This window comes from Flavobacterium sp. HSC-32F16, from assembly GCF_024171645.1.
In the GTDB taxonomy this organism is placed as follows: domain Bacteria; phylum Bacteroidota; class Bacteroidia; order Flavobacteriales; family Flavobacteriaceae; genus Flavobacterium.
Window position 1 is genome coordinate 98295 of sequence record NZ_JALKAC010000012.1, and the last position, 18026, is coordinate 116320.

General features: G+C 34.0%; 10 protein-coding genes. 9 read left to right on the forward strand and 1 reads right to left on the reverse strand.

Annotated elements, in window-relative coordinates:
* Window positions 1–130: 130 nt before the first annotated feature.
* The 5 genes from L1276_RS23945 (at window position 131) to L1276_RS23965 (ending at window position 12650) form a co-directional block, all read left to right on the forward strand.
* Window positions 131–3697, forward strand: coding sequence for a SusC/RagA family TonB-linked outer membrane protein (locus L1276_RS23945; protein WP_253792276.1), 3567 nt, complete (start codon window positions 131–133; stop codon window positions 3695–3697).
* A gap of 18 nt (window positions 3698–3715) precedes the next feature.
* A complete protein-coding gene (locus L1276_RS23950) occupies window positions 3716–5071 on the forward strand; it encodes a RagB/SusD family nutrient uptake outer membrane protein (protein ID WP_253792278.1) in 1356 nt (451 codons plus the stop codon).
* An 11-nt stretch (window positions 5072–5082) separates the two neighbouring features.
* Entirely contained in the window at window positions 5083–7062 is a 1980-nt protein-coding gene (locus L1276_RS23955) for a TlpA disulfide reductase family protein (protein WP_253792280.1), read from the forward strand.
* Between the two features lie 24 nt (window positions 7063–7086).
* A complete protein-coding gene (locus L1276_RS23960) occupies window positions 7087–9684 on the forward strand; it encodes a S9 family peptidase (RefSeq protein ID WP_253792282.1) in 2598 nt (865 codons plus the stop codon).
* Window positions 9685–9833: 149 nt separating this feature from the next.
* A complete protein-coding gene (locus L1276_RS23965) occupies window positions 9834–12650 on the forward strand; it encodes a pitrilysin family protein (protein ID WP_253792284.1) in 2817 nt (938 codons plus the stop codon).
* A gap of 144 nt (window positions 12651–12794) precedes the next feature.
* On the opposite strand, the gene L1276_RS23970 is transcribed toward L1276_RS23965, so the two are convergent.
* Window positions 12795–13331: a contractile injection system tape measure protein gene (locus L1276_RS23970; protein WP_253792286.1), complete on the reverse strand. Its 537-nt coding sequence runs from the start codon at window positions 13329–13331 to the stop codon at window positions 12795–12797.
* Window positions 13332–13582: 251 nt separating this feature from the next.
* Between L1276_RS23970 and L1276_RS23975 the strand changes: the two genes are divergently transcribed.
* The 4 genes from L1276_RS23975 to L1276_RS23990 all read left to right on the forward strand — a co-directional run bounded on the left by L1276_RS23975 (window position 13583) and on the right by L1276_RS23990 (window position 18026).
* Entirely contained in the window at window positions 13583–14350 is a 768-nt protein-coding gene (locus tag L1276_RS23975; protein ID WP_253792288.1) for a methyltransferase domain-containing protein, read from the forward strand.
* Between the two features lie 21 nt (window positions 14351–14371).
* Window positions 14372–15010, forward strand: a complete 639-nt coding sequence (locus tag L1276_RS23980) for an NAD(P)H-binding protein (protein ID WP_253792290.1) — start codon at window positions 14372–14374, stop codon at window positions 15008–15010.
* Window positions 15011–15151: 141 nt separating this feature from the next.
* Complete coding sequence (locus tag L1276_RS23985) at window positions 15152–15763, forward strand: biliverdin-producing heme oxygenase (protein WP_253792291.1); 612 nt, start codon at window positions 15152–15154, stop codon at window positions 15761–15763.
* On the forward strand, window positions 15753–18026 hold the full coding sequence (locus L1276_RS23990; protein WP_253792293.1) for an ATP-binding protein: 2274 nt from the start codon (window positions 15753–15755) through the stop codon (window positions 18024–18026). Before L1276_RS23985 ends, L1276_RS23990 begins: the two co-directional genes overlap by 11 nt.

The following is an 18026-nucleotide window of genomic DNA, read 5'->3' on the forward strand; positions in this document are numbered from 1 at the left end:
ATATAAAATAAAATTTGAAAATAAAGTAATCTAACCAGACCAAAAAAAAACCAAAAGATGCTCGAACATCTCTTGGCTTATGTAAAATTTTAATTGCGTCTGCAATTATTGAAATAACTAAAACAAAATTATGAATAAAAATCATGATATAGGCCTGCTATTGCCTAAAAAAATCATCAACCTTACTTTTATTTTAATTATGAGAGTATTCATTTTAGTTCTGTATTTAGGATTAACCAGTATTTACGCTAATAGTGCCAAAGCACAAAATGAAATCTCAGTAAAGGTTCAGGGAGCTTCTTTGCAAACTCTTTTTACAACCATTCAGCAGAAAAGCGATTACGTGTTTTTTTACAACGATGATTTATTGTCTTCTGCAAAAAAAGTAAGTTTAAACCAATACGCTACCGTTCCTGAAATCTTAAACACTGCTTTGTCAAATACAGGATTAACCTATACTATTATTGACAAACAAATTGTGATCAAAAAAAGTAAAAAGGTAAAACAAGAACAACAACAGGAATTTGAAGTAACAGGAATTGTTACAGATAAAAGCGGTAATCCTTTAGTAGGAGTAAATGTTTTAATAAAAGGAAAACAATCCTGGGATATTACACGTGAAAAAGGAGATTACAGAATTGCAGTTACAGCTTCAGACTCACTTCGATTTGAATATTTAGGCTACAAAACTAAAACAGTTGGCGTAAATAATAAAAGAGTAATTAATGTTATCCTGACACCAGATGTTATGGAACTTACAGGCGTGGCAATTGCAGCTTCAAATGGGTATACCGATATTCCTAAAGAAAGAATAACCGGAGCTTTTGAAGTTATTGGGGCCAAAGAACTAGCCGAAGTTCCAACAGTTGACATTCAGTCAAGACTTGAGGGTAAAATGGCCGGAGTAAACGTAGATCCAAGAACAGGTTCAATAACCATAAGAGGAACAAACAGCTACAGCGGTGTAGGATCGCCTTTAATTGTAATTGATGGTTTTCCGCAGTCTGAAAACGATTTTAAATTTAGTAAAAGAGGCGTTTCTGGTTCTTCGATTTTAAGTTACCTTAATCCTGATGATATTGAAAGTATTACCGTTTTAAAAGATGCTGCAGCAAGTTCTATCTGGGGTTCACGCGCTGCCAACGGAGTAGTGGTTGTAGTGACAAAAAAAGGTAAAAAAGCAGAACCAACAATCAGTTTCAGCACCACAACTACAATTGGCGAGAAAATGGATTTAGGAAAACTGCGCGTAATGAACACCGCTCAATATGTTGACTACGAAAAAGATTTAGTTGCCGGCGGATTTGTGTCAGATGATATCAGCAACTGGCAGGCTAAAAATCCCAGTGCAGCTCAGGAAATCATGTTCAGACAAAACAGAGGCGAAATTTCTATTGCAGAAAGAGATCAGTTATTAAACCAATTATCTCAAAATGACAATCTGGGGCAGATCAATAAATATTTGTTAAGAAATTCTGCTACAACACAATACGATTTATCGGTAAGCGGCGGAAGCGATAAAAGCACATATTACTTGTCTTTAGGATATAATAAAGATCAGGCAGCAATGAGAGGAAATGAATCTCAGTCGTATAATATTACGTTGAACAATTCTTTTCAGCTAAAAAGCTTTTTAAAATTAAATACAGGATTTAATTACGTTTCATCAAACTATCAGGTAAATAATACAGCAAACGAAGCCTTATCAAACGTATCCAGTTTTGCGCTTCGTCCGTATGATATGATTGCAGATGCAAACGGAAAAGGTATTGACCGTTACATTATTTTTAGACCAGAAGTTGCAAAAGATTTTGAATCACAAGGATATCTGCCTTGGTCTTACAATTATTTAGACGAATTAAATTATTCTAATGTAATAACAAAAGGTTCCAACATTCGATTAAATGCCAGCTTAACCGCAACCGTTACCAATTGGTTAAATTTTGAAGCATCAGGAATGTACACTTCAATCGCAAATAAAACCAAATCTTTAAGCGAACTGGACAGTTATTATGCAAGAAACATGATTAACGAAGCCACATCTGTAGATACAGCAGGGAAATTAGTATACGGTGTTCCGGTTGGTTCATATTTGTACAATACAATATCAGATAATAATTCGCAGAGTATGCGTATTCAAATGAATATCAATAAAAATTTCAATGACAATAACAGTCTGCACTTTTTAGCCGGTTCAGAAATTAGAGAAGAACGCAGAGAAGGTTCAAGCCAGAGATTTTACGGATATAATATGGATACCAATTCAGGGCAGTCAGTAAATCCAACTGTTTATTATACTACAGTTTATGGATGGCAGAATATAATTGGAACTTCTGACAACAGCATCAGTAAATACAGAGACCGTTATTTATCGTATTACGGATTAGGTTCTTATGATTTTAAAAACAGATACCATTTATCTTCAAGTATTCGTTTTGACGATTATAACTTACTAGGAGCTTCAAGAAAAAACAGAGCTCTTCCATTATGGTCTGTTGGTACGAAATGGGATGTAAACAAAGAATTTTTCTTAAGAAATGTAAGCTGGTTAAACGACTTGGCATTCAGAATTACTTATGGTAAAGCAGGAAGTGCGCCCGGAGGCGGTTTCGGAAGCCAGAGTGCTGTTATTGGTGTAGGATCAGTTGATTACAACACACAATTGCCAACAGCTTATATTTCAGTTCCGGAAAATCCTCAGATTAAATGGGAAACAACATCAACCTTAAACTTTGGTTTAGATTACGCTGTTTTTAATAATCGCTTACGCGGAAATGCCGATTTGTATTATAAAAAGTCAAAAGATATTTTAACCAATCTGCCTTTTAACCCAACAACAGGATGGGGATATCTAAACTACAATACGGGAACACTAGAAGGGCACGGAGTCGATTTAAATATTGCCGGAACTATTATAAATACCGCTTTTAAATGGAACAGCAGTTTTAATATTTCATACAATACAAACGAAGTTACAGATTCCCGTTTTACAGCTACAACTACAAATCAATATTTATCTGGTGTTACTACATTAGGTAAACCTATTGGATATCTGTATGCTTATAAGTGGGCAGGATTAGATGCAAATGGTCAGTCTACGGTTTATAAAAAAGACGGTACGATTGTCGACTCAAATCAAGGAATTGCAACGATTGATAAAGATGATTTAAAATACATGGGAACTACATTTGCTCCCTATTTTGGAGGGTTTATGAACGACTTCTCATATAAAAATTTCAGACTTGGAGTGCAGATTACCTATTATGCAGGCCACGTATTTAGAAATACAGTATTGCAGAATTATCCTTCTTACACAGGAGTACAATATGGCGCTGTAGCGAAGGACGAACTTATTGCCAGCCGATGGAGACAAGCCGGAGACGAAGCGACTACAAATGTTCCTGGTTTAGCTAACATTAGTTACAACAGTTTGAATCGTTATCAAAATGCAGACATCAACGTACTGCCGGCGGATAACGTAAGATTACAGCAGGTTTCATTAAGCTATAATGTGCCAAGTCAATGGTTAGAAAAAACTTTTATAAGATCATTGAGTTTCAATTTAGCGGCGAGAAATTTAGGATTATTGTGGGTTAAGAATGACTTAGGCATCGATCCGCAATACTTATCAAATGGAAATTATAATACACTTGCACCGCAGCGTAATTATACTTTACAGTTTAATTGTAGTTTTTAATTTTAAAAAACAGATTTTATGAAATTTCTAAAATTCACACTATATATTTTCCTGCCGGTACTTTTATTAAACTCTTGTAGAGATTATGTTGAAGTAGAACCGGTTGGAAACAACAGAATCTTAAAATATACTTCTGACTACAGAGGTTTGGCTAACAATTACACCGATATGACGGCTTCTGGAGGAATTTATCTTTTGGCTAATGCCGATGCCGAATTTCCAACAGCCTATCAAAACGGAGTTAGCACAATTTATAGTAACAGTTATACCTGGCAGGACAAAATATACGATCCTTCACAAGGCGATTCAGACTGGATTGGTTTGTATAAAGCAGTGTATTACAGCAACGTAATTCTAAATGGAGTTATGGGAAGCGAAAAAGGAACAGATGCAGAAAAAAAGGAAATTTATGCCGAAGCCTTTGTACACAGAGCTTTCGCTTACCTGCAATTGGTAAATACTTACGGACCGCAGTTTAATCCTGCTTCTGCCAATTCAGAAAAAGCTGTTCCGTTATTATTAAAACCAGAATTGTTTTCTTCTCTGGAAAGAAGTACAGTAGGGCAGGTGTACGACCAGATTATTTCAGATTTAAAAGATGCATTAGTCAATGATATCCAAGACACACCTCAGTTTAATGTACTGCCTTCAAAAATAGCAGTTTATGCATTGCTGGCCAGAACTTATTTATATATGGGATCTTATGAGTTGAGTTTAGAAAATGCAGAAAAAGCACTTGCAATGCAAAACGGTTTAATTGACCTAAACAGTTTTGCAACAGGATTTAGCTATCCCGTTCTAATTCAGAATCCAGAAGTTATATTCTCAAAAACATTATTAAACGGTTATGTTGGTATTCCTTTGGCAAATGATTTATTAAGCAGTTTCGAAACCAGCGATTTACGTTACAATTATTATACAATGGCAGGAACAAATTTCTTTCCAACTTATACCGGAAGAGGTTTTGGAATACCAAGATACAGCCAGACAACAGGAATCAACGTTGGAGTATCAGTTCCTGAAATGTATTTAATTGCTGCCGAATGTTATGCCAGATTAGGACAGACCCAAAAAGCAGTAGACAATTTAAATATCGTAAGAGCCAAAAGATATAAATCAGGAGAAGCCTATCAGGTTTCGGCTTCAACAAGCAAAGAAGCATTGGATTTAGCTTTAGTAGAAAGACAAAAAGAATTTATAGGAAGAGGATTCCGCTGGTTCGATCAAAAAAGATTAAATCTTGATCCTGCTTATCAAAAAACATATACCCGGGTTTTTAAAGGACAAACCTATACTTTGGCGCCAAACAGCGATGGATATGTATTTCCAATCAATCAAAATTACATCGATTTAAACCCTGAATTAGGGAAATAAAAAACACTGCAATGTTAAAAAAAATAATAAATATCAAATTAATGGTATTGGTATTTTGTGCCTTTACCTTACAAGTTACATGTCAGGAAACAAAGCTGAGATTAACCGGAATGGCAGATATTCCCATTCCGGGCGCAGTTTTAAACATGACCTATGATGCTAAAGGCGGACCACTCGAAAACATAAAAGAAATTAACGGTTATGCCTATGTTTTTAATGATTACAGATGGGAAATCGAAGATCTTAAAATGAAAAAAAATGGAGCTGTTTACAGCGCCGATTTTACAGTTCCAAAAAATTGTGCTTTTATGGCCTTCAAATTTTATGGCAATACAGAAAACGGTATTATTACTGATACTGGTCAAGATAACGGATATCTTTTGGTAGTTTTTAAAGAGCCAAAAGTAAAAATGCCGGGAGCAGATTTGGCTTGGGCAACCTTTAGAAACAAAGATTTTAACGGTCAGTTTGGGGGTTACTTCAAAGATTTTACAATCAACGGAGATGCTACGGAATATTGGTTAAAGAAAGAAGTAGCAGATAATGGAAACAGGTTTCCTGAATTTTTTGATACCTATTTTAAAGTTTTGAAAGTACAAAAACCGGAGAAATTCCAAGAATTAGGAAGTCGTTTTCTGGGAGATTTTACCAAAAATATAAAAGGAATGCCGGAAGAAGTTTATCTTAAAGTTCACAACATTTATTTGTATGAATTAAAAGATAAAGCAAAAGCAGATTCTATTGAAAACGTAATTGTAAAACAATTTCCAAAAGGTGCTTTTTTAAGATTCAAAGCGTATCAAAAAATTATGCCGATTTCAGATGCCGCAGAAAGAAACAAAGTTATCGCTCAGTTTTTAACCGATTTTCCATACACTACAGATGTACCGGATTCTCAAAAATATTTCTATGATAACGTTGTAAAAATGCAGTTTGGATATTACTTTGACACGAAAGATTATAAAAGTGTTTTAGCCTTAATTCCAAACATGAATTTTGCAAACCTAAACGACGCTTATCATCAAAATATTTCAAAAGCCTTGTACCTAAAAGTGGTAGATCCTGCCGTTATCGAAACAATGGCAGTGCCAATGATTAAACTCATGCAGGAAAAAGTAAATGATTTATCCTATATGCAGGGTATTTACTGGTCACCAAATCAGGCGACAGAAAATGCAAAAACACAGTTGAATAACGAATTGGTCATTCAGATTCGTATGTATGATATGCTGAAAAAATACAAAGAAGTTTTAGAAACTTTTGAATTACTTCCGTTTCAAAAACGCTGCGAAAAAGCCAGTATCAACGATATTCACGTAAGAGCTTTAGAAGCTTTAAATAAACCAATTATCGACGTTCTAAAAAATGCGGCAAGAGCCAATACTTTATCAGAAGGATTAACCGCAAAACTAAAAGAAGCCTTTTTAAAAGAAGGAAAAAAAGAAGCTGATTTTTCGGCTTATTTAGAGCAGTTGAAAAAAGAAAACAACTCTGAAGAAAAAATCACTTTAATGAATCCGGTTCCTGCGCCTGCAATTAAAGTTCAGAGTGCCGATGGAAAAACAAAAGATTTAGCATTAAACAACGGAAAAATTATAGTAATTGACTTTTGGGCAACCTGGTGCGGTCCTTGTAAAAAAGCATTTCCGGCGATGCAGCAATTGGTAAACAATTTTAAAGAAGACAAACAAGTCGAGATTTATTTTATAAGTACTCAGGAAACTAAAGAAGGATATAAAAAAGAAGCTTTGGCTTACTTGAAAGAAAAAGGTTTAAAGCTTGACACCTATTTTGATTTAATTAAAAAAGGAGGCGGAACAAACAATGCTTCATTTTCAAATTATGCAGCGATTTTTAAATCAAGCGGGATTCCTAGAAAAGTAGTAATCAAGAACGGGCAGATCAGATTTACATCCGAAGGATATTCAGGAAATCCAGGTCAGCTTGTAGACGAACTTACCAACGTTATCAATACTTTAAAGAACGAATAATTTCTTTTTGAAAAACCAAAAAATATGAAAAAAGTATTTTTACTGTGTACACTTGCTTTGAGTGTACACAGTTTATCTGCACAGAAAAAAACAGTTGATGAATCAGCTTACCAAACCTGGAAAAGAATTAACAATAAATCTTTGTCATATAATGGTAAATGGATGTCATACAGTACCGTATTTCAGGATGAAGAAAAAGAAAACAAAAAACAAATCATTATTCAGGAAGCTCCAAAAGGAAAACGTCTGGTACTTGAAAATATCAGTGATTTAAAATTCATCGGAAAAAAAGACTGGATTCAGTACAGCGTAAACGACAGCACCATTTTGCAAAACCTAAAGACAGGCGTAAAAAAACTTTGGAAAAGCAAACATTACACCAATGCTCTTGAAGGAACAGATTTTCTATATTATACAAGACCGGAATCTCCAAAGGGAGAATTTTTCCTGCAGCGTTTAGTTTGTTACAATTTAGAAAGCAATGACAGTGTGTTTGTAAATAACATAAAATCGTCACGTTTTTTAAAGAACAAATCAATTGTTTACGTTCAGGTAGAAAAAGATAAAGTATTGCTGAAACAAGGAATTCCGGGAGGAAAACAGCAGACAATTTACAGCGCAAAAGCTTCGGAATTTGGTGATTTCCAATTAAACGGAAATGAAAGCGGCGGTACTTTTACACTAAAAACCAACAGCAATGCTGATTTTAATATGGTGTATTATTTCAACTTAAACACCAATTCAGTAACTCCATTATTCAATTACGATGATGTGGTTTTAAATGATCCGGCGTATTCTATTTCAAAAACAGCTTTTGGAGTGGGCGAAAATGCCAATTATATTCAATTACAGCTTTTTGGAAACACACGTCCGGAGAATACTCAAATACCAAAATCAGGAGTTGAAATCTGGAGATCAAATCAGGGAGCTATGGAACGCAGACAAGAATTGTTACGCAGTTCTAAAACACTTCCCAGCGAACAAAAGTACCTGTATGATATCAAAAATAAAAAAGTCATTAAACTGGCTTCAAAAGGAGAATTTGATCAGGTTGCTATACCGGAATCCGGTAATTTTAAAGGCGCTTTTGGATTAGATAAAAAACCGTATGCCGTAGAAGTGGACTGGACTTTTAACGAACGTAATGATATTTACTGGATTGATGCTGCAACAGGAAAATCAACTAAAGTATTGACAGGCGTTTTTGGAAGTCCGTCTTGGAATCCGCAGGGAAGTTTTGCCGTTATGTACGACGAAAAACAAAAAGTCTGGACCATTTTTGACCCTATTTCAATGCAGTTTAAAAATATTTGTTCGCAGATTCCTTACCCGGTTTCAGATGATAATGTAGATATGAAATCAGCCAATACAGCTTTTGGAATTGCTGGCTGGTTAAACAACGGAAATACAGTTGTAATTTACGATCAGTTTGATTTGTGGGCTATTGACCTTACCAATCAAAATAAAGCCTATTCAATAACGCAGGGTTATGGAAGAAAAAACAAAGTTGAGCTTAGATATGGAGAAGAAGGTTTTATTGGCGATTTAGACCAAAGAAAATCAATTTCGTTAATAGGATTTGATACAGAACATAAATCAAAAGGAATTTATAAATTAATCAATAACAGCTCTGTAGCAAAAATATTTGCAAACCCGGATTATAATGTAAGAGTTGATGCCGTTTCAGCAGATAACTCAAGTATTTTATTTTCAAAAGAAAGTTATACGATTTTCCCGGATTTATGGTGGGGAACTGCAGCTTTTGGTTCACAGCAAAAAATTACCGATGTTAATCCGCAGCAAAAAGAATATGCCTGGGGAACTTCAAAATTATTGACTTGGAAAAGCTTTAACGGAAAAGAAAATCAAGGAAATCTGTATCTGCCTGATAATTATGACAGCAAAAAAACATATCCGGTAATTGTTCATTTTTACGAAAAACATACCGAAGAATTTAATGCCTTTCAATTACCTGAGGTCAGCACTTCAAACATAAATATTCCAACTTATGTAAGCAGAGGATATATTGTATTTCAGCCGGATGTTCATTATACATACGGCGATCCCGGAAACAGTGTTTACAATGATGTAGTAAGCGGTGTAGAATATTTAATCTCAAAAGGCATTACCGAAAAAGGTAAAATTGGTATTCAGGGACACAGTTTTGGCGGTTACGAAACCTCGTTTCTAACTACAAAAACAGATCTTTTCAGCTGCGCTATTGTAGGTTCCGGAGTAAGTAATTTTACGTCTAATTATCCGGTTATGAGATCAAATGGTATTTCGACAATGTTTAAATACGAAGCTGATCAATACCGTATGGGAAGTTCTTTATATGATAACCTGGACGGATATATTAAAAATTCGCCTCTTTTCTCGGTTAAGAACATTAAAACGCCAATTCTTATTTTTCATAATGATAATGACAGGGCAGTGCCTTATCAGGAAGGACAGTCTTTATTTTTTGCACTTCGTCGTTTAGGAAAACCAGCTTTATTGGTTAACTATAAAAAAGAAGGACATACTTTAGAAGATGCCGCAAACAAAAAGGACTGGACACTCAAAATGCAGCAGTATTTTGATTATTACTTAAAAGGCGAAAACCGCCCGGACTGGATGTAATATAAGCCGATACATTTATACAACCCAAAGACTGTTATTTGGAGGTCTCTTATGAGACCTTCAAACTAACAGCAGAATTCCCTTATATCATTTTCAAAAATAGAATTCAGAAAAAATCAATCAAAAAACGAACAATAAATATCAACTAAATGAAAGCAAAAATATTTTTAGCGCATTTTATGATACTGGGTTTAACTCAGGTTTCAGCGCAGTTTAAAACCACAATTCCGCTGCGGAAAGAGGTAGTACACGGAACTTTAAATAATGGTATGCAGTATTTTATTCTGCATAACGAATGGCCAAAAGAAAGAGCCGATTTTTATTTTGTTCAGAATGTGGGGGCTATTTTAGAAGATGACAATCAAAACGGACTGGCTCATTTTCTGGAACACATGGCTTTTAACGGAACGGAACATTTTAAAGGAAAAGGCATTATCAATATGCTGGCAAAACACGGCGTTACCTTTGGCCGTGATATAAATGCTTATACAGCTCACGACGAAACGGTTTATAATCTAAGCAATGTTCCGGTTAAGAATCCGGTTTTATTAGATTCCTGTTTATATGTTTTACACGATTGGTCTGGTTTTTTATCCTTAAAAGATGCCGAAATTGATGCCGAAAGAGGTGTAATCCATGAAGAATGGCGCACGAGAAGAAATGCCGATTTAAGAATTGGTTCGCAATTAGAACCGGTACTTTACAACGGTTCAAAATATGGAAAAAGAGATGTTTTGGGCGATATGGATTTGATTGATAATTTCAAATACAAACAACTAAGAGATTATTATAAAAAATGGTATTTGCCAACTCATCAGGCAGTAATTGTTGTAGGAGATATTGATCCTGCAAAAATAGAACAGCAGGTGAAAAAAATAATGGGTTCAATTCCTATGCCTTCAAATCCGGCAGAGCGTACTTATGAATCCATTCCTGATAATGACAAGCTACTGTATAAATTGGCAGTTGACAAAGAAGCCCAGAAAACGTCAATTACATTTAACTTTAAAAAGAATAAACCGCTTGTTCAGGATTTAACCGAATTTGGAAACAGCATTGCAGAACAATTGGCTTTGCAAATGATGAACAATCGTTTCAGAGAATATACGATAAATAACGAAACCGCTTTATTATCAGCAGGCGTAAGTCATTCGAGTTTAACCCGTTTGTCTTCTTTATTTACTTTGACCGTTAATCCTAAAAACGGAAGATTGCTCGAAGCTTTCCAGCAGGCTTATACAGAATATGAAAGAGCAATTCAAAATGGATTTACAAAAGAAGAACTCGATCGTGTAAAAGAAAATATGCGTACCGGTTACGAAAACCAATTAAAGAACAAAGATAAAATTAGTAATGAAAACTGGGCTTCGCAATTGCAAAATTACTTTTTAGAAGCTTCGCCCGTAATGAGTTTAGAAGATGAAGTTGAATTTGTAAAATCGACTTTGGATAAATTAGATATCAATCAGGTTAATAAACAGTTTCGTACGCTTCCAACAGAGAAAAATCAAATTTTAACGGTTTCAGGACCGGAAAAGGAAAATGTAACGTATCCATCAGAAACAGAGTATACAACAGTAATTAAAAAAGTAAAAGAGCAAAAACTAGAACCTTATGCAGAAACCATTGCTAATGCAGATTTAGTTACAGATAAACTGACGGTAAAACCAATTGCTAAAAAGTTTGAAGTTAAGGGAATTGCAGGCGCAAAAGGATATGTTTTAGAAAATGGAGCCAAAATTATTATCTATCCAACAAGTTTAGCGCAGGATCAAATTCTGTTTTCGGCTTTCAGTCAGGGCGGGGTTTCGGTATTGCCGGAGAAAGATTTGCCATCTTCACAAATTGCAACGGTTTTAGCCAAAAATTCAGGATTGGGAGATTTTAAAGTAACTGATCTTCAAAAACAGCTTTCAGGAAAAACAGTTAAAGTGAGTCCGTTTATTGGAGAACATTACGAAGGCTTCAGCGGAAGCGCAGTAAAAAAAGATTTAGAAACACTTTTAGAACTGACTTATTTATATTTTAAAAACCCAAGATTTGAAACTCAGGCCTATAAGCGTATCATTGATTATTACAACAATGCGCTTGAAAATGTAAATGAAAACAACAGTAAAATATTTGGCGATACCATTGCTTTATTAGATACCAATCACAGCAAAAGAACTTTTCTTTTAAGCAAAGAAAACCTAAACCAGCTGAAGTTTGATGATGCTTCTAGAATCTATAAAGAACGCATTTCGAATGCCTCAGATTTTACGTTTGTTTTTGTTGGAAATATTGCTGAAAATGACTTGGAAACCATCAACAAATATTTAGGAAATCTGGCAGGAAATTCAATGCAGGAAAAATTTACAGATCATAAAATTGGAACTGGAAAAGGATTTGCCAAAGAAAAACTGGTAAGAGAAATGAGCGTTCCAAAAACCAGTATTTATGTGCATTTGGAAAACAGAAACGCGGCATTTTCAGAGAAAAACCAAATTATGGCGTATATGCTTTCGCAGTTGTTAGACAAACGTTATTTAGATAAAATCAGAGAAGATGAGGGCGGAAGTTACGGCGTACAAACGCAGAGTTCATTATCTAAAAATCCATCTGCGGTTTTTTCTCTTCGTGTAAGCTTTGACTGTAATCCTGAGAAAGACAGCAAACTGCTTCAAATTGTATACGAAGAATTGGAAACGATTGTAAAAAATGATGTTTCGGCAAAAGATTTATCAGATATAAAAGAAGATTTAATAAAAAGCAATCAGCAGAATATCAAATCAAACTCATACTGGATGAACACGATTGTCGATCAGTTAAAAATGGGAGATAAGTTTGTAAGCAGTAACGAATATGAAAAACTAATTAAAAGTATTTCTGTAAAAGACATTAAAAAATATGCAGGCGAAGTATTGCCAAATGCTGATAAAGTAGAAGTTGTAATGCAGCCAAAAACAAACGAAAGTGCTTTAAAATAGCATTTAGATTGCTCAAGAACGGCAATTCTTTACTTTAATTTTAATAGTCTCTGGAAAGAAAAAAACTTTGTTTCTTTTAAATTTGAATTAGTTATAAAATTTGTAGACTAGAAAGAGCTGTTTTGCCGGACAGCTCTTTTATTTTTAATACGGCCAGAGAACGTGTAAAGGTTTATTCATCCAGGAAAATTTTATAATAGTAAACGAAAATGGAGACCGGTTTATTAAAACATCATAAGCTCTCTTTTCTACCATAAGTTCCCATTTGTCCGGCTGTTCAATAAGAATCCCGTCCCGCACAAACCAATTTCCTCTAAATCCATCTACAGAGCAGTCGCCAATAGCAGACCAGTATTGAATTACGGACTGCATCATACCGTTTATTAAATTTTTTTCGCTGTCTGTGATTTCAATTTCATCACAGACTTTATCAATTACAGAAAGTCCGCATAAGACCTTAGGAAGCGGTAAATATACTTCGTCTGTATTAGGCAGTCCCGTAACAATGTATTGTAAAAACTTTACGGCCTTTTTTTGATTTTCTACACTTGTAAATTGGTTATCTACAGTAAGATGTAGTCTTTCAAAAAGCATTGGGATATAATTATTTATAATTACAACTCCAGCATTCCGTACCGTAATATCATTTTTGGTTGGAGTCTTCATTTTTAGAACTTCCATTTTTGTGGTTTAAATTTTAGTTAATTTCAGCGGATATAAAATTATAAATCTTTTCGTAATAAAACACAAGTATTTATACCTAAAATAAGTAAAAGGCTTATAATTAATTAAAAAAATGCCTAAAAACAGAAAAGTACTTGAATATTTGATAAATCTAAACGTTATAAAACGTGTAAGGAATTTGTATCTTAGTAAAATACTTGTCTGAATCATGCGGCAAGCAGCTGCCTAAATATTTAAAAAGAAAAAAAATGCCTTGGAATCCAGAAATATACAATACCTTTAAAGATATTCGATATAAACCGTTTTATGATTTGGCGGAATTAATAAAGCCGGTCAAGAACATTAAAGCCATTGATTTAGGATGCGGTACAGGAGAGCAAACCGCAATTTTGGCAGATAAATTTAAAGAAGTTGATTTTCTGGGAGTTGATTCTTCTGCTGAAATGCTGGAGAAATCAAAATTGTTAGAAAAGAAAAACCTTCATTTTAAAAAAGCAACTACTGAAGAAACCATAGAGACATCCGAAAAATGGGATTTAATTTTTAGTAATGCTGCTTTGCAATGGTCAAATGAGCATGAAATTTTGTTTCCTAAACTGATAAACTTACTTCATTCAAAAGGACAATTTGCGGTACAAATGCCGGTTCAGCCAGAAAATAAACTCAACAAAATTTTAATTGAATTAGTAAATGAAGAACCTTTTAAAACGTTTCTAAAAGGATTTAAAAGAGATTCTCCGGTTTTGAGTATTGATGAATATGCACAACTACTTTTTGACAGCGGTCTTGAAGATATTCAAATTCTGCAGAAAGTATATCCAATTATTGCAGACGATCACAATACGTTGTACAATTTCATTTCAGGTTCAGCTTTAATTCCCTATATGGAAAGACTTGAAGGTGAACAGAAAGAACTTTTTGTAAAAACTTACAAAGAAAGAATTGCTGAAAGTTTTCCTAGACTTCCGGCGATTTATTCTTTTAAAAGACTTTTACTTTACGGAATAAAAATATAAATTTTCTAAACTCATTACAATATGAAAGCATTAGTAATTGGAGCGACAGGCTCAACAGGGAAATTTTTGACAGAACAGCTTCTTAATGATAACAATTATAGTTCGGTTGTAACTTTTGTTAGAAAACCTTCCGGAAAATCACATCCTAAATTAGCAGAACATATTGTGAATTTTGAGAATGTTGAACTTTTCAAAGATTTAATTACGGGCGATGTTTTGTTTTCCTGCCTCGGAACGACTTTGAAAGCAGCGGGTTCAAAAGAAAAGCAATGGAAAATAGATTTTGATATTCCAGCTGCATTTGCGGTCGAAGCAAGAAAAAACGAAGTAAAATCGTTTGTTTTGGTTTCTTCTTACGGCGCATCGGCTCAAAGCAATGTTTTTTATTCTAAGATGAAAGGTAAACTCGAAGATTATATAGCCAATCTTAATTTTGAACAATATGTCATTTTTAGACCCGGCCCTTTAGTGCGTGAAGATTCAGACCGATTAGGGGAAAAAATCGCGGTAAAAGTTATCAGAATACTCAACGGAATTGGACTTTTTAAGAAATTTAAACCCATTGAAACCTCTCTTTTGGCAGAAAAATTAGTAAAAGCGCCAAAAGTACTTTCTGCTGGAACTACGATAGTTGAGCTTGATGAAATTTTTAATTCTTAAAATTTGGCATTAAAACAGAAAATTGGACAGGATACAGCGCGTACTTTTTTTTAATAATTGAAAATGTTTTTTTATAAATTTGTTTATAAAGAGAAGAAAAAATAAAGTAACTTTTCTAAAAAATAGATATTAATTCTTGCTATGACTACAAATACAAACACTTTATTATCGTCAGATTTTTTAACAGATATAAAAACAAAAACCGCAGATTCTCATAAAAAATTAGAAAGCCTTTCAGTTTCTGCTTCTATTTTATCTCCGGATATGAAAATAGAAGATTACGCTCATTATTTAAGTCTAATGCACGATGTTCATAAAAATACAGAAGAAATTGTTTATCCAATACTTTCGGATATTATTCCAGATTTAGAACAAAGAAAAAAGAAACATCTTATCGAAGAAGATCTTTTATTTCTCAACCACAATAAAAAGGCTTCATCTGTAGTTTTTGATAGAACAGAGATGAGTGTGCCTTTTGCCTTAGGAGTATTATATGTTATTGAAGGTTCAAGTCTGGGCGGACGATTTATATTAAAAAATATTGTGAAAAACCCAACGCTTTCGAATGATCAGGGCGTATCGTATTTTAAAGGTTACGGAGATAAAACAGGCAGTTATTGGAAAAATTTCCTAAATATGCTTGCAGAGTATGAACAGAATAATAATTTCGCAAATAGTATTATAGAAGGAGCTGTATATGCTTTTGATAGTATTTACAATCATTTTGGGAGCATAGAAAAGAATGAAGTTTAAAGATATAGTCAATCGCGGCATAGTTACTTTAACCAACTGTGAGCACGAACCCATCCATATTCCGGGTAGTATTCAGCCTCACGGTTTTTTAATCGGGCTTAATTCTGATTGGAAAATAGATTTTTGTACAGAAAATATTTCCACATATATTGATGTACAGCATACTCAAGTTCTTGGAAAAGACTTTGCCAGTACTTTTGGTTTACGTTCACAGGAACAGATTTTAGAATATATTAATGAAGAAAAAATTCAGGATGTATTTCCTTTAGAAATTAATTTATTAGGGAAGTTATTTCAAGTCAGCATACATAAGAGTTTTGATATTTATGTTCTCGAAGCCGAACCCAAATTTCCGGACAGAGAAAAACTGGCAGATGTTTACACGCAGACGATTCAGTTTGTTACCCAAATGAACAACACTACTTCGCTTAAAGATTTATGTGCGCTCGTTGCTCAGGGAACGCGTGAAATAACAGGCTATGATCGTGTAATGATTTACAAATTTGATGAACAGTACAACGGTGAAGTAATTGCCGAAAACTGCCGTGAAGATCTGGAACCTTTTTTAGGACTTCATTATCCACATACCGATATTCCGGCTCAGGCCAGAGAATTATACATAAAAAATCAGCTAAGATTAATCGTTGATATTGATTATAAACCCGTTCCTATTTTTACAATTGATGATCATAAGGAAAATAAGAATCTGGATTTAAGTCTTTCGATATTAAGAAGTACATCGCCCATTCACGTAGAATATTTAAAAAATATGGGTGTTGGCGCAACACTTACCATTTCACTTATTCATAAGGGGCGTCTGTGGGGATTAATCGCTTGTCATCATTATTCTAAAAAGAATATTTCGCCTGAAATTAGATTAGCCGCCAAACTTCAGGGGCAGTTTATAACCTCTCAAATTGATATTAGACAATCTAATGATGAGAATGTAAGCGCTCAAAAAGCTTCGCTGGCTCTGGAGAAATTAACAGGTCTGGAATTACCGCTTTCAGATGAATCATTAGAAATCATTGTCAATACCCAGGAAATATTAAATTTATGTAACGCATCTGGTGTTTCTATTTCAATAAAGGACAAAATTTATAAAAGTGCTTTAACGCCTTCAGATGATTATATTAAAGCCTTAATAGAACATATCAATAAAGAAATATTTGATAAAACCTTTGTTACCAATAAGCTGAGTGATTATTTTCAGGAAATAGCAGAATGTTCAGATTTTGCCGGTATTTTGTATCATTCGCTAGATAGCGGCAGTCATATTATTTGGTACAGACCAGAAACAATTTCAGAAATTAATTGGGGAGGAGATCCTGAAAAAGCGATTGTAAAAGACAAAAATGGCCTGCATCCGCGAAATTCCTTTAATATCTGGAAACAAATTATTAAAAACCAAAGTAATATTTGGAAACAATACGAAATATACGCAGCAACCCGATATGCCCATGCGCTTCATAATCATTTAATGATGATAATGCTTAGCGAAGAAGAAGAAAAATATCGTACGCAGAGTGAAATATTAAAAGAAACAAATTCAGAACTTGAAAATATCAACTGGATTAGTACACACGATTTACAGGAACCGCTGCGTAAAATTCAAATGATTACTTCAAAAATGCTTACGGAACTCGATGTTATTCCTTTAGAATCAGTTCATAATTCATTGGTAAGAGTATCAAAATCAGCGGGCAGAATGAGAATTTTACTCGAAGATATTTTGAAATTTACCAGAATTAAGAATACAAGAGATGTCTTGCAAAAAGTCGATTTGAACGATATTCTAAAGACAACAAAATCTGAAATGAAAGAAAGCATTAAGGAAAATAATGCTGTTATTGAAAGTGAAAATCTTCCTGAAGTATATGCAGTAAGTTTTTTAATGAGACAGTTGTTTTCTAATATTATTCAGAATTCGTTAAAATATGCATCGGAAGAAAGATCATCGGTTATTAAAATAACGGCTTCTCAGGAACCCGAATTAATAGGTCATTTAAATAAAATCTATTGTCATTGGGTTAATTTTTCTGATAACGGAATTGGTTTTGAACAACAGTATGCCGAAACAATTTTTAAAGTTTTTTCTAGACTTCATAATCAGGATCAATACACCGGATCTGGAGTAGGTTTGGCTTTGTGTAAAAAAATCATGCAGACCGTTGGCGGGAATATTGAAGCTGTTGGAAAATTAGGAAAAGGCACCGATATAAAAATTTATTTTCCGTGCGATCCCGAAGAAACTCTTTTATAA